The sequence below is a fragment of the Pseudoxanthomonas wuyuanensis genome (assembly GCF_900215535.1).
Lineage (GTDB): Bacteria > Pseudomonadota > Gammaproteobacteria > Xanthomonadales > Xanthomonadaceae > Pseudoxanthomonas_A > Pseudoxanthomonas_A wuyuanensis.
In genome coordinates, this window is record NZ_OCND01000001.1 from 606,789 (window position 1) to 629,462 (window position 22,674).

The 22,674-nt window shown below is 65.8% G+C and carries 23 protein-coding genes; 10 read left to right on the forward strand and 13 right to left on the reverse strand.

The window, feature by feature from the left end:
- Positions 1-173: 173 nt before the first annotated feature.
- From CRO39_RS02690 to asnS, 12 genes are all read right to left on the reverse strand, one after another.
- Positions 174-422, reverse strand: coding sequence for a helix-turn-helix transcriptional regulator (locus tag CRO39_RS02690; protein WP_097120313.1), 249 nt, complete (start codon positions 420-422; stop codon positions 174-176).
- A gap of 48 nt (positions 423-470) precedes the next feature.
- Entirely contained in the window at positions 471-782 is a 312-nt protein-coding gene (locus tag CRO39_RS02695; RefSeq protein WP_097120314.1) for a hypothetical protein, read from the reverse strand.
- A 146-nt stretch (positions 783-928) separates the two neighbouring features.
- Positions 929-2,194, reverse strand: a complete 1,266-nt coding sequence (locus CRO39_RS02700; RefSeq protein ID WP_162125666.1) for a tyrosine-type recombinase/integrase — start codon at positions 2,192-2,194, stop codon at positions 929-931.
- A gap of 391 nt (positions 2,195-2,585) precedes the next feature.
- Positions 2,586-3,131, reverse strand: a complete 546-nt coding sequence (locus CRO39_RS02705) for a 3-hydroxyanthranilate 3,4-dioxygenase (protein WP_097120316.1) — start codon at positions 3,129-3,131, stop codon at positions 2,586-2,588.
- A 69-nt stretch (positions 3,132-3,200) separates the two neighbouring features.
- Positions 3,201-3,650: a RidA family protein gene (locus CRO39_RS02710; protein ID WP_097120317.1), complete on the reverse strand. Its 450-nt coding sequence runs from the start codon at positions 3,648-3,650 to the stop codon at positions 3,201-3,203.
- Positions 3,643-4,308, reverse strand: a complete 666-nt coding sequence (gene can, locus CRO39_RS02715; RefSeq protein WP_097120318.1) for a carbonate dehydratase — start codon at positions 4,306-4,308, stop codon at positions 3,643-3,645. Before can ends, CRO39_RS02710 begins: the two co-directional genes overlap by 8 nt.
- Positions 4,309-4,416: 108 nt before the next feature.
- A complete protein-coding gene (locus tag CRO39_RS02720) occupies positions 4,417-5,844 on the reverse strand; it encodes an aldehyde dehydrogenase (RefSeq protein ID WP_097120319.1) in 1,428 nt (475 codons plus the stop codon).
- 81 nt (positions 5,845-5,925) lie between these two features.
- Complete coding sequence (locus CRO39_RS02725) at positions 5,926-6,714, reverse strand: SDR family oxidoreductase (RefSeq protein ID WP_097120320.1); 789 nt, start codon at positions 6,712-6,714, stop codon at positions 5,926-5,928.
- 157 nt (positions 6,715-6,871) lie between these two features.
- Positions 6,872-7,504 (reverse strand): FMN-binding negative transcriptional regulator, encoded by a 633-nt coding sequence (locus CRO39_RS02730; protein WP_097120321.1) that lies wholly within the window; start codon positions 7,502-7,504, stop codon positions 6,872-6,874.
- A gap of 6 nt (positions 7,505-7,510) precedes the next feature.
- Positions 7,511-7,819 carry a hypothetical protein gene (locus tag CRO39_RS02735; RefSeq protein ID WP_097120322.1) on the reverse strand — a complete coding sequence of 103 codons (309 nt, stop codon included), beginning with the start codon at positions 7,817-7,819 and terminating at the stop codon, positions 7,511-7,513.
- Positions 7,816-8,118, reverse strand: a complete 303-nt coding sequence (locus tag CRO39_RS02740) for a hypothetical protein (protein WP_097120323.1) — start codon at positions 8,116-8,118, stop codon at positions 7,816-7,818. Before CRO39_RS02740 ends, CRO39_RS02735 begins: the two co-directional genes overlap by 4 nt.
- Positions 8,119-8,241: 123 nt before the next feature.
- Complete coding sequence (gene asnS / locus CRO39_RS02745) at positions 8,242-9,642, reverse strand: asparagine--tRNA ligase (RefSeq protein ID WP_097120324.1); 1,401 nt, start codon at positions 9,640-9,642, stop codon at positions 8,242-8,244.
- 202 nt (positions 9,643-9,844) lie between these two features.
- On the opposite strand from asnS, the gene CRO39_RS02750 reads away from it, so the two are divergent.
- The 9 genes from CRO39_RS02750 (at position 9,845) to CRO39_RS02790 (ending at position 19,480) form a co-directional block, all read left to right on the forward strand.
- Positions 9,845-10,183 carry a HesB/IscA family protein gene (locus tag CRO39_RS02750; protein WP_097120325.1) on the forward strand — a complete coding sequence of 113 codons (339 nt, stop codon included), beginning with the start codon at positions 9,845-9,847 and terminating at the stop codon, positions 10,181-10,183.
- An 86-nt stretch (positions 10,184-10,269) separates the two neighbouring features.
- On the forward strand, positions 10,270-12,036 hold the full coding sequence (locus tag CRO39_RS02755; RefSeq protein WP_097120326.1) for a DUF885 domain-containing protein: 1,767 nt from the start codon (positions 10,270-10,272) through the stop codon (positions 12,034-12,036).
- Positions 12,037-12,272: 236 nt separating this feature from the next.
- Positions 12,273-12,704, forward strand: a complete 432-nt coding sequence (gene rpsF / locus CRO39_RS02760) for a 30S ribosomal protein S6 (RefSeq protein ID WP_097120327.1) — start codon at positions 12,273-12,275, stop codon at positions 12,702-12,704.
- A 23-nt stretch (positions 12,705-12,727) separates the two neighbouring features.
- On the forward strand, positions 12,728-12,958 hold the full coding sequence (rpsR, locus tag CRO39_RS02765; RefSeq protein WP_057657706.1) for a 30S ribosomal protein S18: 231 nt from the start codon (positions 12,728-12,730) through the stop codon (positions 12,956-12,958).
- A 170-nt stretch (positions 12,959-13,128) separates the two neighbouring features.
- Positions 13,129-13,578: a 50S ribosomal protein L9 gene (rplI, locus tag CRO39_RS02770; protein WP_097120328.1), complete on the forward strand. Its 450-nt coding sequence runs from the start codon at positions 13,129-13,131 to the stop codon at positions 13,576-13,578.
- A 233-nt stretch (positions 13,579-13,811) separates the two neighbouring features.
- Positions 13,812-15,209, forward strand: coding sequence for a replicative DNA helicase (locus CRO39_RS02775; RefSeq protein ID WP_097120329.1), 1,398 nt, complete (start codon positions 13,812-13,814; stop codon positions 15,207-15,209).
- Positions 15,210-15,446: 237 nt separating this feature from the next.
- On the forward strand, positions 15,447-16,868 hold the full coding sequence (locus CRO39_RS02780; protein WP_097120330.1) for a cryptochrome/photolyase family protein: 1,422 nt from the start codon (positions 15,447-15,449) through the stop codon (positions 16,866-16,868).
- A gap of 346 nt (positions 16,869-17,214) precedes the next feature.
- Complete coding sequence (locus CRO39_RS02785) at positions 17,215-18,681, forward strand: WS/DGAT/MGAT family O-acyltransferase (RefSeq protein ID WP_097120331.1); 1,467 nt, start codon at positions 17,215-17,217, stop codon at positions 18,679-18,681.
- A gap of 121 nt (positions 18,682-18,802) precedes the next feature.
- Entirely contained in the window at positions 18,803-19,480 is a 678-nt protein-coding gene (locus CRO39_RS02790) for a YiaD family glycine zipper/OmpA-like lipoprotein (protein ID WP_097120332.1), read from the forward strand.
- A gap of 156 nt (positions 19,481-19,636) precedes the next feature.
- Here CRO39_RS02790 and CRO39_RS02795 read toward each other — a convergent pair whose 3' ends face one another.
- On the reverse strand, positions 19,637-20,122 hold the full coding sequence (locus tag CRO39_RS02795) for a DUF7004 family protein (protein ID WP_097120333.1): 486 nt from the start codon (positions 20,120-20,122) through the stop codon (positions 19,637-19,639).
- 181 nt (positions 20,123-20,303) lie between these two features.
- Here CRO39_RS02795 and CRO39_RS02800 point away from each other — a divergent pair, with 181 nt between their 5' ends.
- Entirely contained in the window at positions 20,304-22,667 is a 2,364-nt protein-coding gene (locus tag CRO39_RS02800) for a Tex family protein (protein ID WP_097120334.1), read from the forward strand.
- Positions 22,668-22,674 lie beyond the last annotated feature (7 nt).

Here is a 22,674-nt window from a genome sequence, read left to right on the forward strand (position 1 = left end):
CTTCCGTCATTCCGTCACCTCGCAGCTGTGAACCGGAGATCGAAGGTAAGCGGACACTGGGGGCGCGTCACGAAGCGGCGGTTTCGAACGGAGACTGGCACGGATGTTCATGCGCAGCACGCTCGCAGCGACGCGGACCCTCGGCAACCCTCGATTTGTAGTTCGGCGAGGGTTCACTTCGCGCTGCCCACCTGGGTGCGGTCACGGGCGGCGATGCGGATCAGATAGTCGTTGATGTCCGACAAGCGCCATGCACGGGCGCGCGGACCTAGTTCGACTGCGGCTGGTGCGTCGCCGGCGGCAAGGCGTCGATACCATTCCGAGCGTGAGACAGGGATGATCTGGAGGACTTGGGGAAGGCGCAGCAAACGCTCGCCTTCGCGGAGTTCGCCACCTTGGGCGAGGATGAGCGGAGATTTCATTACGGTACCCTCGGGGATGAGTTGGGGTACACGTATGTTGTGCGGCAATTACGCCGTGGTCAGCAACTCCGCGATTTTTTGTCGGGTGTTTTTTTGCGCCATCCACCTCTCGATGGGAACGCTAACCGCATGGGCCGTGACTGCCTCAGCCTCGACGGCTTCGATGATTACGGCCATTTCGGTGTCTGATGCAGCGACGATCGGTTGCAGGTCAATGGTCAATAGCCGATACGCGCGATTCCATCGTTCTATGCCGGCGACCGCGGCTGGTGCCCATGAGAACCTGTCATGCAGACGCAACATGGTGTCGGCGAGCCGGCCAAGCTCCTTGTCCCATCGCTCGACGGTCCGCGTGCTCACGCCGTAACTTGTCGCGACACGAGCGCACGCGGGTACTTTTCTCCCACGAGCACCACGGCGGAATCGCCGCAACAGCATCACCGCATCCAGCGCGCGCTGCCCGTCTGCCCGCCGCACATCGAGGGCAGGGCGTCCACGCCCGCGCTTCACGCGACGCCTCGCAGTTCGATCACGTTATCCGCCGGCACACGAATGCGATCCAGCCAATCCGCCCAGGCCTGGAGCATGCTCCGGCGCTCCGGCAACCATTGGGCTTTGTTGTACGCGCCGCGCGTATCCTCGCGCCAGTGTGCCAACTGCAGCTCGATGTGGTCGCGGTTGAAGCCTTGGGCGTTCAACGTCGTGGATGCCAGGTGGCGGAATCCGTGCACGGTGGTAGGCAACTTCATATAGTCCCGCAGCGCGCGCAGCAGCGTCTCGCGGGCCATCGGCTTCTTGGTGTCGCGGCTATGCGGGAAAAGCCATCCCGCGGTGCCTGTCAGCGTCTGCAGATCGCGAAGTAGGGCGGTCGCCTGATCGCTCAGGGGGATGATGTGAGGTCGGCCGCGCTTCATCCTTTCGCCTGGGATCGTCCAAGTGGGCGCCGCTTTTCCATTCGCGTCGACGGCATCGAGGTCAAACTCTACCCAGCGCGCCTCGCGCAGTTCGGTAGGGCGGGTGAAGCACAGCAACAACAACCGCAGGGCGATAACGGTCTCCGGCCGGCCGCCGTAGCCGTCCAGCTTGTCCAGCAACGACCGGACCGCGGTGGATCCCTCAAGGTGGCGATACGACTGCTTGGCGCCCTTGGGGCGTTTTGGCGCGCGGACCTCGCGGGCGAGGTTGTAGGGGATCTGCTTTTTCGCAACGGCCTGGGCAAGCACACCGCGGATCAGCAGGAGCACATGGCCGGCGACGACTTTGCCCCGCTTGGCGACTCGATCCACGACGGTCTGCACGGCATCGATATCGATATCGGCCACGGGTAGGCGGCCAAGTGCTGGGAGGATGTCCCGCTCGAACATTTTGTCGTATTGCTTCCGGACCGCCGGTGACCAGGCCTGCCGCTTCCGCCAATCATCTGCGACCACGGCGAAACGGGCGGCGTCCGTTGTGGCTGCCTCGGCGGCTTGTCGGCGCTTCTCCTGGACAGGATCCACGCCACTGGCAAGCGTTCGGCGCGCCTCCTGCGCCTTCGTTCGTGCCCCGGCCAGGCCGAGCGATGGATAGCGGCCTAGCGCGATGCTTCGTTCCTTGCCGTGGATTCGGTACCGCGCCACCCATGACTTTGTGCCGGTTGGGGCGATGTGCAGGAAAAGTCCGTCCCGGTCGTGGAGCTTGGTGACCCGCTTCCCGGGCTCAGGTTTCGCGTTGCGAACCGCCGTATCAGACAGGGCCATACTCAAGAGCCTTTGGGTGAAGTTGGATTTCACCCGCATTTTCACCCCACTTTGTGCCGGGATGCAATGGGTGGCTCTGGTTCCCAATGAAACTCTAAGTGTTTGATGTATATCCGGATATACATCTTTCTAAGAACTGTGCGGGATGCCATGAAACCAACATGCTCAAGAGTGTCGATTTTGAGCATCGCCGCAGTTTAGCCGAGCGCGCTTGGGTGGGCACGGTGCGATGCAAGGCAAAACAGGGCCCGTACACGTGCGGGAAGGCCTTCTCCAGGGTTTGGCGGGGCCGGATTTTCCGCAGCGCTGGTGCGGACAGCCAATGGACGCGAGCGGCAGCGACGGAGCCTGTTAATCCCGCGGATCGGCCGGCAGCTTGCCGGACAGGGGTCGAGGGACAAGCTCCGTATTCCAGTCCTTCGGCTCAGGTTTCCGGCGTCGCGTACTTTGGCGGCACCGGATTCAGATGGCCACAAGCCTTGCAGGTACGCCGTTCGGCCGAGGAATAGAAGCGCTCGAACACCGGCGGGAAGTCGGTTTCGATGTTCTTCAGCGGGAAATACTCTTCGTACAGCTTGTGGTTGCAGTTTTCGCAATACCACAGCAGGCCGTCGTTCTCGTGCGGCAGGCGCCTGCGTTCGATCACCAGCCCGACCGAGCCGGGCATGCGCTGCGGCGAATGCGGCACGCGCGGCGGCAGCAGGAAGATTTCGCCGGCGCGGATGGGGATGTCGCGGGCGGTGCTGCTTCCATCGGGCATGGCCTCCTGGATCTTCAGCACCATTTCGCCTTCCAACTGGTAGAACCATTCGGCGCCTTCGTCCCAGTGGTAGTCGGTGCGCTGATTGGGGCCACCGACCACCATCACGATGAAATCATCGACATAGATCGTCTTGTTGCCGACCGGCGGCTTGAGCAGGTGGCGGTTTTCGTCGATCCAGGCTTGCAGGTTGATGGGATTGGGAAGCATGGAGTTTCTCCCCCTTTCCCGCTTGCGGGAGAGGGCCAGGGTGAGAGTGCGAGCCGCTCAGGCCCTCACCTAATCCTCTCCCGCGTGCAAGAGAGGGGACGTTAGCGCGGCCACGCACTTGAGCTCGATCGCGATGGGCGTCGGCAGCGCGGTGATGCCCAGCGTGGTGCGGCAGGGGGCCGTGGCGGGATCCGGGAAATACTCCGCCCAGACCCGGTTGTAGGCCTTGAAGTCGTGCGCCATATCGGTCAGGTACACGGTCACATCGACCAGATCTTCCCAGCGCGCGCCGCTGGCCTGCAGCACCGCGCGCACGTTGGCGAATACGGCGCGGCATTGCGCGTCGATGTCGTAGCTGATGAGACGGCCCTCGGCATCGTGCACGTTGCCGACGACGGCGTTGCTGGCCGGGTCGCGCGGACCGATGCCGGACAGGAACAGCAGGTTGCCGACCCGGCGCGCATGCGGGTACGCGCCCACCGGCGCCGGCGCGGCATCGGTGCGGACCGCATCACTCATCGCGCCTGCCCTTGACCGGCATGGCTGCCACCGCCTGCTGGTAGGCCGGCATCAGTCGATCGGCGGCGGCCACGTCCATGCCCAGTTCGCGCACGCGGCCATCGGACAGGGCGTAGACCCAGCCGTGCACGGCCAGCGCCTGGCCGCGTGCCCAGGCATCCTGCACCACGGTGGTCTGGCAGACATTGACCACCTGTTCGATGACGTTCAGTTCGCACAGGCGGGCATGGCGCAACGGTTCGCTCTCTACCTGCTCCAGCAGCGCGGCGTGCTTCTGGGCCACGTCGGCGACATGGCGCAGCCAGTTGTCGGCCAGGCCCACGCGCGCTCCGGTCATGGCCGCATGCACGCCGCCGCAGCCGTAGTGGCCGACCAGCAGGATGTGCTCGACCTTCAGGATGTCGACCGCGAACTGGATCACCGACAGGCAATTGAGATCGCCGTGCGACATCACATTGGCGATGTTGCGATGGACGAATACCTCGCCCGGGTCCAGGCCAAGGATCTGGTTGGCCGGCACCCGCGAATCCGAGCAGCCGATCCACAGGTAGCGTGGCGACTGCTGCTGCGACAGGCGTTCGAAGAAGCCCGGATCCTCCTGCCGGATCCGTTCGGCCCATTCGCGGTTGTTGCGCAGCAGTTTGTCGAGTTCGATCACTGAAGGTTTCCGTGCGATGGAGAAGGGGACAACAGGTCTGATCGCATAGTTTGCCTGCATCCGGCAGGGACGTCAGCAGCCGGCAGGACGATTGCAGCGCGAATCGCGTTAACCCGCCGCGATGCAGACGTTTTTGGCCCCGGTGAAGAATCGCATCGCTTCCGCGCCGCCTTCGCGGCCCAGGCCGGACGCGCCGACGCCGCCGAACGGCGTGCGCAGATCGCGCATCAGCCAGCTGTTGACCCAGACGATGCCGGCTTGCAGCTGCGCCGAAAGGCGGTGCGCGCGCCCCAGATCGTTGGTCCACAGCATCGCCGCCAGTCCGTACTCGCTGGCGTTGGCCAGCGCCAGCGCATGGGCATCGTCGTCGAACGGTTGCAGCGTGGCCACTGGGCCGAAGATTTCCTCGCGGTTGCTGGCCGTCTCCGGGCCCAGGCCTTCGAATACCGTGGCGGCGACGTACCAGCCCGCGCCGGGCAATCGCTGCCCGCCCAGCAGCACGCGTCCGCCTTCGGCCCTGGCGCGTTCGATGCAGGCCATGACCTTGTCGCAATGGGCTTGCGAAACCAGTGGGCCGAGCCGGGTCGACGCGTCGACAGGGTCGCCATGCTTGAGCGCGGCGACGCGTTCGATGAATGCCTCCCGGAATTCCTGGTAGATAGCGCGTTCTATCAGGATGCGCGAACCGCACAGGCAGATCTGGCCGGAGTTCTGGAACGCCGAACGCACGATGACATCCAGGTGCGCGCGCCAGTGGCTGTCGGCGAACACCAGGGTCGGGTTCTTGCCGCCCAGCTCCAGCGAGATCTTCTTCAGCAACGGCGAGGCGATGCCGGCGATGCGCCGTCCGACCGGGGTGCTGCCGGTAAACGAAATCGCCCTGACCGCAGGGTGGGCAACCAGCGCTTCGCCCACGTCGGGGCCGTTGCCATGGACAATATTGAGGACACCGTCTGGCAGGCCGACCTGGGCGGCCAGTTCGCCCAGCATCGTCGCCGTCAGCGGCGTGACTTCCGACGGCTTGGCCACCACCGTGTTGCCGGCGGCCAATGCCGGTGCGATTTTCCAGGTGAACAGATACAGCGGCAGGTTCCACGGCGAGATCGTCGCGACCACGCCCAGCGGCGCGCGCAGCGAGTAGTTCAGTCCTGCCTCGCCATGGTGGGATTCGCTGGCGAACTGGGTGGCCGCATGCGCGAAGAATCGCAGGTTGGAAACCGCGCGCGGAATTTCGGCATCGTGCGCCAGCGCGTAGGGCTTGCCGCCATCGAGCGATTCGGCGCGGGCGAATTGCTGGAGCCGCGCCTCCAGCGCGGCGGCCAGCTTCTCCAGCCAGGCCGCGCGTTCGGAATTGCGCAGCCCCGACCAGGCCGGAAAGGCGCGCTCGGCGGCGGCCACCGCGGCTTCGACGTCGGCGGCATCGCCGGCGGCGACCCGTGCGAACGCTTCGCCGCTGGCTGGATTGAATACCTCCAGCCAGCGGCCGTTGGCCGCAGGCCGTGCTTGGCCATCTATCCAATGGGTCAGGGTCTGCATGGCGGGTAGCTTAGATCGTCTGACGGCCAGTGCGGGACGGAGGCCTTCAGCGCGCCTTGAGCGGCGCACGGCCGGCAAGCGCTAGATCGACAGCATACGCCCGCCGTCCACCGCCAGGCTGACGCCATTGATATAGGCGGCCGCGGGCGAGGCCAGGAACGCGATGGCGGCGGCGACTTCGCTGGCGTCGGCAAAACGTCCGGCCGGCACGGCGGCCAGCATGCCGGCGGCCACTGCGTCTTCGTCCTTGCCGCTGCTGCCAGCGCGGTCGCGCAGAATCTGTTGCAGCCGCTGCGTGCGGGTATAGCCGGGCAGCACATTGTTGACGGTGATGCCGTCGCCGGCGAGCTCGCGCGACAGCGTCTTGGCCCAACTGGCGACAGCGCCGCGGATGGTGTTGGACACGCCCAGGTTGGCGATGGGCTCCTTCACCGACGTGGAAACGACGTTGACGATGCGGCCCCACTGCGCTTGCCGCATGCCCGGCACGGCTGCCTGCGCCAGGATCTGGTTGGCCAGCAGATGGCGCTGGAAGGCCTCGAGATAGGCGGAGGTGTCGGCATCGATGGCGCGGCCGACCGGCGGGCCGCCAGTGTTGTTGATCAGGATATGCAGCGGGCGCACGCTGGTCAGCGCGGCAAGGCGTTCGCGCAGGCTGTCGTGCTGCGCGACGTCGGCGGCGACCCATTCGTGCCGTTGTCCGGCGGCAATGCGCGGAAGCGATGCCGCCACGTCCTGCAGCACCGATTCGCGGCGGGCCAGCACGGTGACATCGGCGCCCAGCAGCGCAAGTTCGTGCGCAGCGGCGCGGCCAATGCCTTCGGAGGCGCCGCAGACCAGCGCATGTTTGCCGGACAGGTTCAGATCCATGCATCGACTCCTGGGGACTTGCCTTGAGTCTAATGCGTGCCGGCGGTTTCCGGCAGGGGCCAATCAGGGCGACGGCTGTAACCGTAGGAGCGACGTCAGTCGCGATGAAGCTTTCATGGGAAAGCCCCATCGCGGCATCGCTCCTACAGGGAGGCAGTTAAGGGTTCTGGCGCCGCGCCAACCTGTCCAGCATCAGCTCGGCAATCTCATCGGCCTGGGCGCTGGATTGCCGTTGCAGCGCCATGGCCGCGCTTTCGACGTTCGCCGCCGGATGGTTCTGGCTGAGCTTGAACTTCAGTTCGATGCGTTCGGGGACGAAACGGAAACCGACGATGCCGCGCAACTGCCGCGTGAATCGTTCGTCATCGTGCTCGAACCGCCAGTCGCTGCCGATCCGGGCCTCGTTGACCTGGCTCAGGCGGTCGACGATATCGGCCAGCGCCGCGCTGTCTTCGGTGGCATCGAGCCGGCCGTACAGATGGGCGGCCGCATAGTTCCAGGTCGGCACGCGCGCAGCTTCTTCCTTGTCCGGATACCAGCCAGGGGAGAGGTAGGCATGCGGTCCATGGACGATCATCAGCGCGGGACCACCATGGCGCGCCTGCGGGTTGGGTTTGGCCCAATGGCCTTCGATGATGACGCGCTCGCCGTCGCGCGCGTACAGCACCGGCAGGTGGCTGGCGAAGGGCAGGCCATCGGCGCTGGTGACCAGGGTGACGAACGGATCGCGCGCCAGCAGCCAGTCCAGTCCGGCCAGGTCGGTCTCCATGAATCTTGCTGGCTGATACATCGCGGCTCAGGCGCGTCCGCCCAGCGACTGCACCATCAACCCGCGCAGCGCCTCATCGCTGTCGGCGCGCGGCGGCGAGATCTCGTCCAGCGAAAAGCCGCGCGCCAGCGCGTCTTCCTCGTCCAAGCCGTCGAAAGCGACGAACTCGGCATCGAATAATGCCGCGCGGGCGCTGTCTTCACTGTCGTAGGGCAGGGTATTGCCGTCGCTGTCCAGCACCTCGGCGGTGCCGGCCTCGCGCACGCGCAGCCGCGCCCAGATCAGCGTGCGCCCCAGCGAGGCGACGAACCATTCATCACGGACATCTTCTTTCATAACGTCACCGACCACAGCCACAACAGGCCGGCCATCGCCAGCGCAAAGAAAATCACCAGCAGCGAAATCCGCGCGGGCGTGGCCAGCCCGGTCAGCGAACTGTCCGCGGTTTCCCGATAGCGGCCGCTGAGCAGCCAGCCCAGCGCCTGGCGCTTGAGGAACGCGCCTTCGCCCCACTGGCGCGACAGCGCATCATGCTTGTCGCGCACGTGCACCAGCGTCAGCGGCCAGAAAATCACGAACGCGCAGAAACCGGCGATGGCGATACCGACGAAGCACAGGGCGAGGAACAGGATCATGGTTTGGGAGCAGAAACGAGTGATGAGAAACGAGAAACGAGTAGTGAGAAGTGAGGAACGAGAGAGGAGCCGACCCGCTTCGCTGTTACTCGTTTCTCGTTCCTCATCACTCGTTCCTTGTTTTCAGAATTCCGCATTGCCGGGCGCGCGCGGGTAGGGGATGGCGTCGCGGATGTTGCTCAGTCCGCAAACGTAGACCACCAGCCGTTCGAAACCCAGGCCGAAGCCGGCGTGCGGGACCGTGCCGTAGCGGCGGAAATCGCGGTACCAGCCGTAATGCGCCGGGTCCAGGCCGAACTGCGCCATCCGCGCATCCAGCACGTCCAACCGCTCCTCGCGCTGGCTGCCGCCGATGATTTCGCCGATGCCCGGCGCCAGCACGTCCATCGCCGCGACGGTCTTCTCGTCGTCGTTCAGGCGCATGTAGAACGCCTTGATGTGCTCGGGGTAGTTCATCACCACCACCGGACGGCCGACGTGTTCCTCGGTCAGCCAGCGTTCGTGCTCGGTCTGCAGGTCCAGGCCCCATTCGACCGGGAAATCGAACTTCTTGCCGGCGCCCTGCAGCAGCTTGATCGCATCGGTGTAGTCGATGCGTTCGAACGGCGCGTTGATGAAGCCCTCCAGCCGGCTGATGGCATCCTTCTGCACGCGCTCGGCGATGAAGGCCATATCGTCGCCGCGCTCGTCCAGCACGGCGCGGAACAGGTACTTGAGGAATTCCTCGGCCACCCGCGCGTCTTCGATCAGGTCGGCGAAGGCGATTTCCGGCTCCACCATCCAGAACTCGGCCAGGTGGCGGGTGGTGTTGCTGTTCTCGGCGCGGAAGGTCGGACCGAAGGTGTAGACCTTGCTCAGGCTGAGGCAGTAGGCCTCGACATTGAGCTGGCCGGACACGGTCAGGAAGGTTTCCTTGCCGAAGAAGTCGCGCGAAAAATCCACCGAGCCGTCTTTCTCGCGCGGCAGGTTGGCCAGGTCCAGCGTGGAGACCCGGAACATCTGCCCGGCGCCTTCGGCGTCGGAGGTGGTGATGATGGGGGTGCTGATCCACAGGTAGCCGTTTTCGTGGAAGAACCGGTGCACGGCCTGGGACAGGCAGTTGCGGATGCGGGTGACCGCGCCGAACAGGTTGGTGCGCGGACGCAGGTGCGCCACTTCGCGCAGGAACTCCAGCGAGTGCGGCTTGGGCTGGATGGGGTAGGTCTCGGGATCTTCGACCCAGCCCACCACTTCCACGGTCTCGGCCTGGATTTCGAAACTCTGGCCCTGGCCTTGCGAGGCCACCAGCGTGCCGGTAGCCACCACCGCGCAGCCGGCGCTCAGGTGCTTGACCTCGGATTCGTAGTTGGCCAGCGTGCTCGGCGCCACCACCTGGATGGCGGCGAAGCAGGAACCGTCGCTGACACTGACGAAGGACAGGCCTGCCTTGGAATCGCGCCGCGTACGCACCCAGCCGCGCACCGTGACTTCGCCGCCCGCGGGGATCTTGCCCGCCAGCGCATGTTCGACGCTTACCACCGTCATGACTTGAATCCTTCGGCAACAGAACCATGTAGGGAACGCGGAGTTTACCGGGTGAACAGGCACGCTTGCGAGGCATCGCACCGCGCGCCGGGCGCCGCCCGGGCAGGGACGCCCGGATCGGACCTGCGCCAGCACACCGGCGCGAGCGTGCTGGGCTTCATCCGGGCTGCCTTATACTTGTCTTCCATCGGTTGAGATTGCTATGGCCATCACCCTGACCCCGGTCGCTTTGCAACGTGTGCAGCGTTTTGTCGCCGAGACGCCCGGAGCGCTTGGCCTGCGGTTCGGCGTTACCCGCACCGGCTGCTCCGGCTGGGGCCATGTGGCCGATCTGGCCCGCGAGCGGCGCGACGGCGACACCGTGTTCGAACAGGACGGGATCAGCATCTTCGTCGACGCCGACAGCCTGGCGCTGGTGGACGGCACCGAGATCGACTTCGGCAAGCAGGGCCTCAGCGAGACCTTCCTGTTCCGCAATCCCAACGCCACCGCCGAATGCGGCTGCGGCGAGAGCTTCACCACCGAGACCGACCTGGCCTGAGCGTTTGCCGGCCGGTACGACCGGCACTGACAGCGCAGGCATCCGAACGCTAAGCTCCGCGGATCGAAGTTATCGGGAGCCGTGCCATGCTGCGAAGACTGGGTTGGACTGCTTTGGCGTTGCTGGCCCTGGCCAGCGCGCCTTTATCGGCGCAGGCGCCGCAGAAGCATGCCGCGCTGCACCAGCTGTTCGCCGAAGAGTGGGAGCGCGGGCTGCGCGAAAACCCCGAGAACGCCACCTACAACGGCGACAACCGCTACAACGACCGCTGGACCGACTACAGCCTGGCCGCCATCGCCCGGCGCGAGGCCGGCGACCGCGCCGCGCTGCAGCGCCTGCAGGCCATCGATCGCGCCAGCCTGTCGCCGGCCGATCAGCTGAACTACGACACCTTCCAGTGGCTGTTGCAGCAGGCGCTGCTGCGGCAGAAATACAAGGAATACCTGCAGCCGCTCGGTCACCAGGGCGGCGTGCAGACCGCCGACGGCATTGCCGAGGCCATGCCGTTCGCCCAGCCGGGCGATTACCGCAACTGGATCGCGCGCATCCGCGGCCTGGACGCGCTGGTCGATCAGACCATCGTGCTGATGCGCGAAGGCGTGAAGCAGGGCTATGTGCCGCCGAAGGTGCTGATGCAGCGCGTGCCGGCGCAGATTGCCGCGCAGATCGTCGAAGACCCGGCCCAGAGCGCCTTCTACCGGCCGTTCCTGAAGATGGCCGGGACCATTGCCGAAGCCGAACAGGCGGCGCTGCGCAACGAGGCCCAGGCCGCCATCCGCGAAACCGCGGTGCCGGCCTTCCGCCGCCTGCAGGCCTATTTTGACACGGACTATCTGCCGCATGCCCGCGACAGCATCGCCGCGACCGCGCTGCCGGATGGTGCCGCCTACTACGCCTCGCGGGCGGCGTACTACACCACCACCGACCTGACGCCGGCGCAGATCCACGCCATCGGCCTGGAGGAGGTCGCCCGCATCCGCGCCGAGATGGAGGCCATCCGCAAGCAGGTGGGCTTTGAGGGCGACCTGCCTGCCTTCTTCGCCCATCTGCGCAGCGACCCGAAGTTCTTCTACCAGACCCCGGAACAGCTGCTGGAGGCGTACCGGGCGCTGTCCAAGCGCATCGACCCGGAACTGGTCAAGGCATTCCATACCATCCCGCGCCAGCCCTACGGCGTGCGCCCGATTCCCGACAACATCGCCCCCGACACCACCACCGCCTACTACCAGCCCGGCGCTGCCGACGGCAGCCGGGCAGGGTTCTACTACGTCAACCTGTACAAGCCGGAAGTGCGGCCGAAGTGGGAAATGATGGCGCTGTCGCTGCACGAAGCGGTGCCCGGCCATCATTTCCAGTTCGCCCGCGGGCTGGAACTGCCGGAACTGCCGATGTTCCGCAAGACCGCCTATTTCGTCGCCTACGGCGAAGGCTGGGGCCTGTACGCCGAGCGGCTGGGCTACGACATGGGCCTGTACGACGACCCCTACGACCGCTTCGGCCAGCTGACCTACGACATGTGGCGGGCGGTGCGGCTGGTGGTGGACACCGGCATGCATGCGATGGGCTGGAGCCGCGAACGCGCGATTGCCTACTTCACCGCCAACGCGCCCAAGACCGAGCAGGACATCGTCAACGAGATCGACCGCTATATCGCCTGGCCGGGGCAGGCGCTGGCCTACAAGATCGGCCAGTTGAAGATTTCCGGGCTGCGCGAGCGTTCGGCGCGCGAGCTCGGCGACAAGTTCGACCTGCGCAGCTTCAACGACGAGGTCCTGAACACCGGCTCGGTCCCGCTGGAGGCGCTGGAAAAGCATATCGACGCCTGGATCCTGGCGCAGAAGCGGGGCGGCTGAGGCTTGGCCGCCCCGGGGACTCTGGTTGTGGGAGCCCTTTAGTCCCCCAAGGACAAGCCCGGAGGTCCGGCCAGCCCCACCTTGCAGCTAAGTCATTGAGCTGCCATAATTTAGGGCTTCCTGCGGGCAGTTCGCCGCAGGACCCTTGCTCCACCGCGCCCGTTCCGGGCGGCCGGGGGGCTGTCCCGCCCGGGTTTCCCTGCGAAACCGGGCCAACATCCGAAAGGTAAACAACGATGCGTCATTATGAAATCGTGTTCCTGGTCCATCCGGACCAGAGCGAGCAGGTACCGGCCATGATCGAGCGCTACAAGTCGATCATCGAAGCCGGCAACGGCCAGATCCACCGTCTGGAAGACTGGGGCCGCCGCCAACTGGCCTACCCGATCCAGAACCTGGTCAAGGCCCACTACGTGCTGCTCAACATCGAAGCCGACCAGTCCGTGCTGGCCGAGCTGACCGAGACCTTCCGCTTCAACGACGCCATCCTGCGTCACCTGATCATGAAGCGCGATGCGGCCGATACCGAGCAGTCGCTGATCATGAAGAACAAGGACGAGAAGGGCGACAAGCCCGAGCGTGGCGAGCGCCGCCGCCGTGACGATGAGGAAGGCGAGGCACCTGCTGCCGCCGCCGATTCCGATTCCGACACCGCCGAAGCCGCTTAAGCGCGCCCTTTAGGAGCACACACATGTCCAAGTTCTTCCGCCGCCGCAAGTTCTGCAAGTTCACCGCCGAAGGCGTCAAAGAGATCGACTACAAGGATCTCAACACCCTGCGCCAGTACCTGACCGAGACCGGCAAGATCGTGCCGAGCCGCGTCACCGGCACCAAGTCGCGTTACCAGCGTCAGCTGTCCACCGCGGTCAAGCGCGCGCGTTTCCTGGCGCTGATCCCGTACACGGACAACCACGACGTCTGATAAGCGAGAAACGAGTGGCGCGGCTTCGCCGCAAGGAACGAGGAACGAGTAGAGGCAAACCCCTCACTCATTTCTCACTCCTTTCCACTCTTTTCTTTCCTCACCATCCCGTCCATTCGGACAGCACACGTTGCGGCTTAAAGCGCCGCTAACGAATACGGAGCAACACCATGGAACTGATTCTTCTGCAGAAAGTGACCAACCTTGGCGTCCTGGGCGACAAGGTCAACGTCAAGCCGGGCTACGGCCGCAACTACCTGGTCCCGCAGGGCAAGGCCGTGCCGGCCACCGCCGCCAACGTCGCCGAGTTCGAGGCCAAGCGCGCCGAATACGAAGCCAAGGCCAAGGCCGTGCATGACGAAGCCGAAAGCCGCCGCGCCAAGCTGGAAGGCGCCAGCGTCACCGTCCGCGCCAACGCTTCTACCGAAGGCAAGCTGTTCGGTTCGGTCGGCCCGCGCGATATCGCCGAGGCCTTCACCGCCGCCGGCCTGCCGCTGGAAAAGAGCGAAGTGGTCATGGGCGAAGGCGCGCTGCGCAACATCGGCGAGTACGAAGTCATCGCCAAGCTGCACGCCGACGTCGAGACCACCATCAAGGTCGTGGTCGAAGCCGAAGCCTGAACCGCCGTTTGAGTCAACGCTTCACGAACGGGCGCCGCAAGGCGCCCGTTCTGTTTCCAGTCGACGCAAGGAAAAGCGTGGCTGTCGCAGTTTTTGCGACAGCAACCGGCTATCAGAAGAATTGTTATCCACAGCTTGCTCCATCGCGAGTCCACAGGAGAAGCGCCTAGGATGGCCGGCCCGCAAGTGTCTCCTCCCGTCTCATTCTCGTTCTGTAGGAGTCTTCCCGCCCCATGCCCGCCAGCCAGAGTTACCGCTACGACCAGCATGAAGCACGGATCGAACAGCTGCGCGTGCCGCCGCACTCGATCGAAGCGGAACAAGCGGTGCTGGGCGGGCTGATGCTGGCGCCGGAGGCCTACGACCGCATCAACGACAAGCTGACCGAGCGCGATTTCTATCGCCGCGATCACCAGCTGATCTACCGCGCCATCTGCGAGCTGGCCGAGCGCAATCGCCCTTACGACGCGGTGACCCTGGGCGAGTGGTTCGAATCGCAGGGACAGATGGAGCAGGTCGCCGGCGGCGCCTACCTGGTCGAACTGGCCAGTTCCACGCCATCGGCCGCCAATATCGTCGCCTACGCCGAAATCGTCCGCGACAAGGCGGTGATGCGGCAGCTGATCGATGTCGGCACGGAGATCGTCAACGACGCCTTCCAGCCCGAGGGCAAGGAAAGCGGCGAGCTGCTGGCCACCGCCGAGCAGAAGGTGTTCGCCATCGCCGAAGCCGGCGCGCGCGGGCGCAGCGATTTCGTGGCGATGAACAGCGCGCTGAAGGACGCCTTCGAGGTGCTGCAGAGCCGCTTCGAGAACGGCGGCAGCGTCACCGGCCTGCCGACCGGCTACACCGAATTCGACGAGATGACCGCCGGCCTGCAGCCTACCGATCTGCTGATCCTGGCTGCGCGCCCGGCGATGGGCAAGACCACGCTGGCGCTGAACATGGCCGAGTACGCGGCCATCAAGTCGAAGAAGGCCGTCGCCATCTTCTCGATGGAAATGTCGGCCGCCCAGCTCGCGTTGCGCCTGATTTCCTCCAACGGCCGCGTCAACGCCACCCGCCTGCGCACCGGCCAGCTCGAGGACGAGGACTGGAGCCGCGTCACCAGCGCCATCCGCATGCTGAAGGAAACCAAGATCTTCATCGACGACACCCCCGGCCTGTCGCCGGAAGTGCTGCGCTCCAAGGCGCGCCGGCTCAAGCGCGAGCACGACCTGGGCCTGATCGTCATCGACTACCTGCAGCTGATGTCGGTGCCTGGCAACAGCGAGAACCGCGCGACCGAAATCTCGGAAATCTCGCGTTCGCTGAAGGGTCTGGCCAAGGAGCTCAACGTGCCGGTGATCGCGCTGTCGCAGCTCAACCGCTCGCTGGAAACCCGTACCGACAAGCGCCCGGTGATGGCCGACCTGCGCGAATCCGGCGCCATCGAGCAGGACGCCGACGTCATCATCTTCATCTACCGCGACGACTACTACAACAAGGAAACCTCGCCGGACAAGGGCCTGGCCGAAGTCATCATCGGCAAGCAGCGTAGCGGCCCGACCGGCTCGATCAAGCTGAAGTTCTTCGGTGAGTACACCCGCTTCGACAACCTCAGCCACGACAACATCGGCGCCTTCGAATAGGCGCCGTACGGTCGGCGGCCGGCCGGCTTCGCGCTGGCGGGTGCAGGGCAACCGCGCGGTGAAGACCATCGGCACCGCTGCAGGTACCATCGGCGCCAGACCGGGTCGTTCGCGTACCCGCCGGCCCGTTTGTTTCGGCGACGCGTGAGCGCCGGAGCGAGGCCGGTCGCGACAAAGCCATACCGGTAAGCCGCTTCACCGTTGACAACCGTCGCACCTGCAACGCACGGAGTCGCCATGCCCAATGCCATCGTCTGGCTTCGCAACGATCTCAGACTGGATGATCATCCGGCGCTGCGGGCCGCGTTGGAGGGGGGCTATACGCCGGTTCCGGCCTACATCCATGCGCCGGCGGAGGAGGGCGCCTGGGCGCCCGGCGCGGCGTCGGACGCCTGGCGCGCGCGTTCGCTGATTGCGCTGGATGCGGATCTGCGCAGCCGCGGTTCGCGCCTGCTGGTGCGCCATGGCCCCACTGCCGACGCGCTGGCGCGCCTGATTGCCGACAGCGGCGCCGAAGCGGTGTTCTGGAACCGCAAGTACGAGCCCACGACCCAGCCGCGCGATACCGCGCTGAAAAAGCAGTTGCGCGAACGTGGCCTGCGGGTGAAGAGCTTCAACGGGAGTCTGTTCTTCGAGCCCTGGCAACTGGCTACCCAGCAGGGAGGGCCATACCAGGTCTTCACCCCGTTCTGGCGCGCGGCGCAGGCGCAGTGGCGCGTGCCGGAGCTGTGGGATGCGCCGGCGCGGTTGCCGGCAGTGCCGGCGACGCTGGCCGATGAGAGCGCCGCATCGCTGCCGCTTTCGCCGCGGCCGGACTGGGACCGCAGCTTCTGGCAGCACTGGCAACCGGGCGAAGCCGGCGCGCGCGAGGCGCTGGAAGTCTTTGCCGACGGCGCCTTGCAGGGCTATCACAGCGAGCGCGACCGCCCCGACCGGATCGGCACCTCGCGGCTGTCGCCGCACCTGCATTGCGGCGAAATCGCGCCCTGGCGGATCGTGCGCATGCTGGAACCGCTCCGCAACCGGGACAACGGCGCCGACATCGATGCCTATGTGCGCCAGTTGGGCTGGCGCGAATTCGCCCACCATCTGTTGCACCACTTTCCGCAGACCCCGGACGAGGATCTCAATCCGCGGTTCCGGCGTTTCGATTGGGCCGAGCCGGACCTGACCCTGCTGGCGGCCTGGCAACGCGGCCGCACCGGCGTACCCATCATCGACGCCGGCATGCGTGAACTGTGGGCCACCGGCTACATGCACAACCGCGTACGCATGATCGCGGCCAGCTACCTGAGCAAGCACCTGCGCTATCACTGGTCGTATGGCGCGCGCTGGTTCTGGGAAACCCTGGTGGACGCGGACCTGGCCAACAACACGCTGGGCTGGCAGTGGGTGGCCGGCACCGGCGCCGACGCCGCCCCTTATTTCCGGGTGTTCAATCCGGTCACGCAGGCGGAAAGGTTCGACCTGGACGGGGTCTACATCGCGCGCTGGCTGCCCGAGCTGGCCGCGCTGCCGCTGCCGCTGCGGTTCGCGCCGTGGCGGCAGCCCGAGGCGCTGGCCACGGCGGCGCCGGATTATCCGCGCCTGCCGGTCATCGACCTGGATGCCGGCCGCGATGCCGCGCTGGCGGCCTACCGCAAGAGCGGGCCGCGCTGAGCGCGCGCGTTGACGCCTTCAACCGCCGCGTGCTTCACTCGCAACGGAAGGGCCTGTTAATACTCGGGACAGGTCACGCCGCAACGGAATGCGTGCGGGACAAGGAAGAGCGAGGAAGTGCATGTCAATACACGCCCGGGTGATGACGCGGTACCGCGTGCATTCCGTTGCGGCCCCGTATCAAGTACGGGGCAGGCTCTTCGGGTTGCTGCCCAGCGTCGCCAGGCGGTCGCGCGCGGCTTGAACAGGCGGCCAGCCTGCCGCTGCGCCACGCACAATCACCTGGCGACCGCTGGAAAGCAACGTGACCTATCCCAATAGCGTTAACAGGCCCTCAGGAGAACCGATGGCGACCAAGCAAGCGCTCAGGAAACCGCGCCGCGAACCGATGTCGCGGGTCGACACCGCCTGGTTGCGGATGTGCCGTCCCACCAACCCGATGATGATCACCGGCGTGCTGATGTTCGACGAGCCGATGACGCTGGAACGGCTGAAGCAGGTGATCAGGAAGCGCTTCCTGGCTTACCCGCGTTTCTGGCAGAAGGCGGTGGATACGCCGGCCGGCGCGTCTTGGGTGGAGGATGCCGATTTCGATCTGGATTGGCATGTCCGCATTTCCGCATTGCCTGGCCGCGGCGATCCGCGTTCGGAAAAAAGGGCGTTGGAGCGCTTCGTCAGCCAGATGGCTTCGACTCCGTTGGACAAGACCAAGCCGCTATGGCAGTTCCACCTGGTCGAGAAATACGGCAGCGGGTCGGCGCTGGTGGCGCGGATACATCACAGCTACGCAGACGGCATTGCACTGGTGCAGGTGCTGTTGTCGCTGACCGACACCACCCGCAAGCCGGACAGCGGCAGTGAGCTGCGGGCGGCCTGGCTGAAGAAGGACGGCGTGGAGGTCGTGCGCCGGGTCGGTGCCATCGACCGTTACGTCAAGCTGGGCGGCAAGGTGCTGGACAAGGGCATGGAGATGTACCGGGATCCGTCGCTGGCTGCGGTGCTGGCCAAGGAGGGCGGCGAGATCGGCCGCGAATTGTTGTCGGCGCTGGCGCTGTCCGACGACCCGCCGACCCTGCTGCGCGGCAGGCTGGGCGTGAGCAAGCGGGTGGCCTGGGCCGAGCCATTGAACCTGGACGAGGTCAAGGCGGTCGGCCGCGCCTGCGACTGCACCGTCAACGATGTGCTGATGGCTGCCGCCGCCGGCGCGCTGCGCGGCTATCTGATCGAGCGCGGCGAAAACCTGGACGGCATCACCCTGCGCGCCACGGTGCCGGTCAATTTGCGTCCGCTGGAACACGCCAAAAAACTCGGCAACCACTTCGGCCTGGTGTTCCTGGAACTGCCGGTTGGCGAGGACAATCCGATGCGCCGGCTGGAGCATGTCGCCAGTTGCATGCAGAACCTCAAGAATTCTAGGCAAGCCATTGTTGCCTTTGGACTTCTTGCCGCCCTGGGGATGGCGCCCACCGCGCTGCAAAGCGTCGCGCTGGAGTTGTTCAGCCGCAAGGCTTCGGCCGTGGCCACCAATGTGCCCGGGCCGCAGCAACCGCTGTACATGGGCGGCTGCCAGGTCCGCGAGATGATGTTCTGGGTGCCGCAGACCGGTTCCATCGGCCTGGGCGTGTCGATCCTCAGCTACAACAATCGCGTCCATTTCGGCCTGATTGCGGACGCCAAGCTGATTCCTGACCCGGATGCGGTGATCCGCCGTTTCGGGCCGGAATTCGAAAAGCTGCTGTTCCTGTCGCTGATGGGCGACTGGGATCACGCCATGAGCGCGGATGCCGCTGCCGCGTTGCTTCCGGCCAGCTGAACAGGACCGAAAATCGCAACACGTCTTTCACGGACCTTTAGCCAAGGTTGTCGTTCGCTTCGGTAGTTTGACAAGCCTGAACGAACTGACGGGGCCGCGCCCCATGACGAGGAGGATGACGATGAACAAGTCCGTAGTGAGAACCACCCTGGGTGCACTGGCGGCAACGGTGATGCTCGGTTCCTGCGCCACCTATACCGGCCAGACCAACGACCCCAACGACCCCAACCGCACCCGTACCGGCGCGCTGATCGGTGCCGGCATCGGCGCTGCGGTCGGCCTGCTGAGCGGCGGCGATGCGACCGAACGCCGCCAGCGCGCGCTGGTCGGTGCCGGCGTTGGCGGCCTGACCGGCGGCGCCATCGGCGCCTACCAGGACCGCCAGGAAGCCGAACTGCGCCGCCAGACCGCCGGCACCGGCATCGATGTCAGCCGCGAAGGCGATGTCATCAAGCTCAACCTGCCCGATGGCGTGACGTTCGATTTCGGCAAGGCCGACCTGAAGCCGCAGTTCTACCCGGCCCTCAACAACGTTGCCCGCACGCTGGCCGAGTACAACCAGACCATCGTCGAGGTGACCGGCCATACCGACAGCATCGGCAGCGATGCGGTCAACCAGCGCCTGTCCGAGCAGCGGGCGTCTTCGGTCGGCAATTACCTGATCGGCCAGGGCCTGTTGCGCGAGCGTTTCGAGATCGTCGGCATGGGCAAGCGCTACCCGATCGCCAGCAACGACACCGACGCCGGCCGCGCCCTGAACCGCCGGGTGGAAATCCGCGTGTTGCCGCTGCGTTCCTGAGTGCTGTCGAAGTGATGTAGAGAATCAGGAAAAGGCCGCCATGCGGCCTTTTCCTTTTTTGCAAAAGAATTCTGTTGTAGGAGCGACGTGGGTCGCGATTGGGCTTGCACGAAAAGCCGGTCGCGACTCACGTCGCTCCTACATAGGGCGAACGCCCTAGAACCCCCGCGCCAGGCACTCCTTGTCGATCAGCTTCCAGTCGCGGTGGCGGCTGAAGTTGGCCGCGTCTTCGGCGGCCATGTTCTCGATCAGGCACTGGTACATGCCCAGCCGCTTGATGCGCTTCTTCAGCGGCGCGTGGGTCTTGTTCTCCTCGGCAATCATGCCGGCGTAGACCACCGACAGCAGCCGGTCCACCTGCAACGCATCCTCGCCATAGCCGGCGGCCAGTCCGGTGATCAGCGCCAACAGTCCGGCATCGGGAATCGCGCAGGTACTGTCGTAGATGCGGACGAAATCGTCGTATAGCCGGTATCGCCCGTGCTTGTCGCCGAGCCGCTGCAGCTCGGCGAAGTACCAGGCATCGCGCGGGGCGAAGCGCGGCAGATCCGGCCCGGACAGGAATACGCACCAGGCGTCGAACTGGCCGCGCCCGTATTCGATCAGCGAGCCATCGCCGAATGTCTTGAACTGCCTGCGCATCGGTTGCTGCGGTGCGGATCGTTGCCGGTGGCCGGTTATCGTAACCCGTGCCGATGCCGTCGGCCGGACCTCGCGACGCAAGCCTGAATGGCCGCTGCTGTCAACCGGTTCCGTCGCGGCGCCGAGGTTGCCACAATCGCCATCCCGCCCGGATTGACCGGTGCTTCGCCGTACGGACTCAATGCAAGACAGCAATTCGAAGATTTCCCTCCAGATCGCCGCCACCATCGCCAGCGAAATCGGTGCGCAAACCGCACAGGCGCGTGCCGCCATCGCGCTGCTGGACGAGGGCGCCACCGTGCCGTTCATTGCCCGCTACCGCAAGGAAGTCACCGGCGGACTGGACGATACGCAACTGCGCAACCTGGAAACCCGGCTGACCTATCTGCGCGAGTTGGAGGATCGCCGCGCCGCGGTGCTGGCCAGCATCGAAGAGCAGGGCAAACTGAGCGAAGAGCTGCGTGCGGAGATCGTAGCGGCCGACAGCAAGGCGCGGCTGGAGGATCTGTACCTGCCGTACAAGCCCAAGCGCCGCACCCGTGCGCAGATCGCCCGCGAAGCCGGGCTGGAGCCGCTGGCCGAGGGCCTGCTGCAGGACCCGACCCGGGTGCCGGAGGAATTCGCCGCCGGTTTCGTCGATGCGGAAAAAGGCGTCGCCGACGCCAAGGCGGCGCTGGAAGGCGCACGCGCGATCCTGATGGAGCGCTGGGGCGAGGATGCGGCGCTGGTTGGCGAACTGCGCCAATGGCTGCACGAAGTCGGCGTGATCCGCGCCCGCGTCGCCGAAGGCAAGGAAAACGACGGCGCCAAGTACCGCGACTATTTCGACCACGCCGAGTCGCTGGCGAAGATCCCTTCGCACCGGCTGCTGGCGCTGTTCCGCGCCCGCCGCGAGGAAATCCTGTTCCTGGACCTGGAGCCGGGCAGCGAACCGGAGGCCGGACACCAACTGGCGGAAGGACGCGTGGCCAAGCATGCCGGCGTCTGCGCGCAAGGCCGCGCGGCGGACAAATGGCTGCTCGATGCCTGCCGGCTGACCTGGCGCGCCAAGCTGCACATGCACCTGCTGCTGGATCTTTTCAGCCAGGCGCGCGAGAAAGCCGAGGCCGAGGCGATCACCGTATTCGGCGACAACCTGAAGGATCTGCTGCTGGCCGCTCCGGCCGGGCCGAAGGCGGTGCTGGGCCTGGATCCAGGCCTGCGTACCGGGGTCAAGGTGGCGGTGGTCGACCGCACCGGCAAGCTGGTCGATCACGCCACCATCTACCCGCATGAACCCAAACGCCAGTGGGACCAGTCGCTGCATGTGCTGCGCGCCTTGTGCGCAAAACACCAGGTCGAACTGATTTCGATCGGCAACGGCACCGCCAGCCGCGAAACCGACAAGCTGGCCGGCGATCTGATCAAGCTGGCGCCGGAACTGAAGCTGCAGAAGATCGTCGTCAGCGAAGCCGGTGCGTCGGTGTATTCGGCCTCCGAGTTCGCCGCCCGCGAGTTTCCCGATCTGGATGTCAGCATCCGCGGCGCGGTATCGATAGCGCGGCGCCTGCAGGACCCGCTGGCCGAACTGGTCAAGATCGAGCCCAAGGCCATTGGCGTGGGCCAGTACCAGCATGATGTCGATCAGTTCCGGCTGGCGCGGGCGCTGGATGCGCGGGTGGAAGACTGCGTCAACGGCGTTGGCGTACACGTCAACACCGCCTCGGCGGCACTGCTGTCGCGGGTATCGGGGCTGTCGGCGACCGTGGCCGAGAACATCGTCCGTTTCCGCGACCAGCATGGTCCGTTCCGCAGCCGCAAGGCCTTGCTGGAGGTGCCGCGGCTGGGCGAAAAGACCTTCGAGCAATGCGCCGGCTTCCTGCGCATCGCCGACGGCGACCAGCCGCTGGATGCCTCGTCGGTGCACCCGGAGGCCTACCCGGTGGTCGAACGCATCGTCGGCAGCTGCGGCCGCGAGGTGAAGCAGATCATCGGCGATGCCGGCTTTTTGCGCAGTATCAAGCCGGAACAGTTCACCGACGACAGGTTCGGCGTGCCGACCGTGCGCGACATTCTGAAGGAACTGGAAAAGCCCGGCCGCGACCCGCGCCCGGAATTCAAGGCCGCGCGGTTCGCCGAGGGCGTCGAGGAAATCAAGGACCTGAAGGTCGGCATGATCCTGGAAGGGGTCATCAGCAACGTTGCCGCGTTCGGCGCCTTTGTCGATATCGGCGTGCACCAGGATGGCCTGATCCACATCTCGGCGCTGGCCGACCGCTACGTCAAGGACCCGCGCGAAGTGGTCAAGGCCGGCGACATCGTCAAGGTGCGCGTGCTGGAAGTGGACATCGCCCGCAAGCGCATTGCGCTGACCCGGCGCCTGGACGATGCGCCGGTGCCGCAGGCGCCGCGCGAAGACCGCAATGCATCGCGCGCAGCGACGGGCCAGCGGCCGCGCGCAGGCGCTGGCGGCGCGCGCGGGCAGGGCGGTTCCGCCAAACCGGCGCCGCCGCCGGCCGACAATGCGCTGGCAGCCGCATTCGCCCGCGCCAAGGGCACGGCCTGAGGCGCGG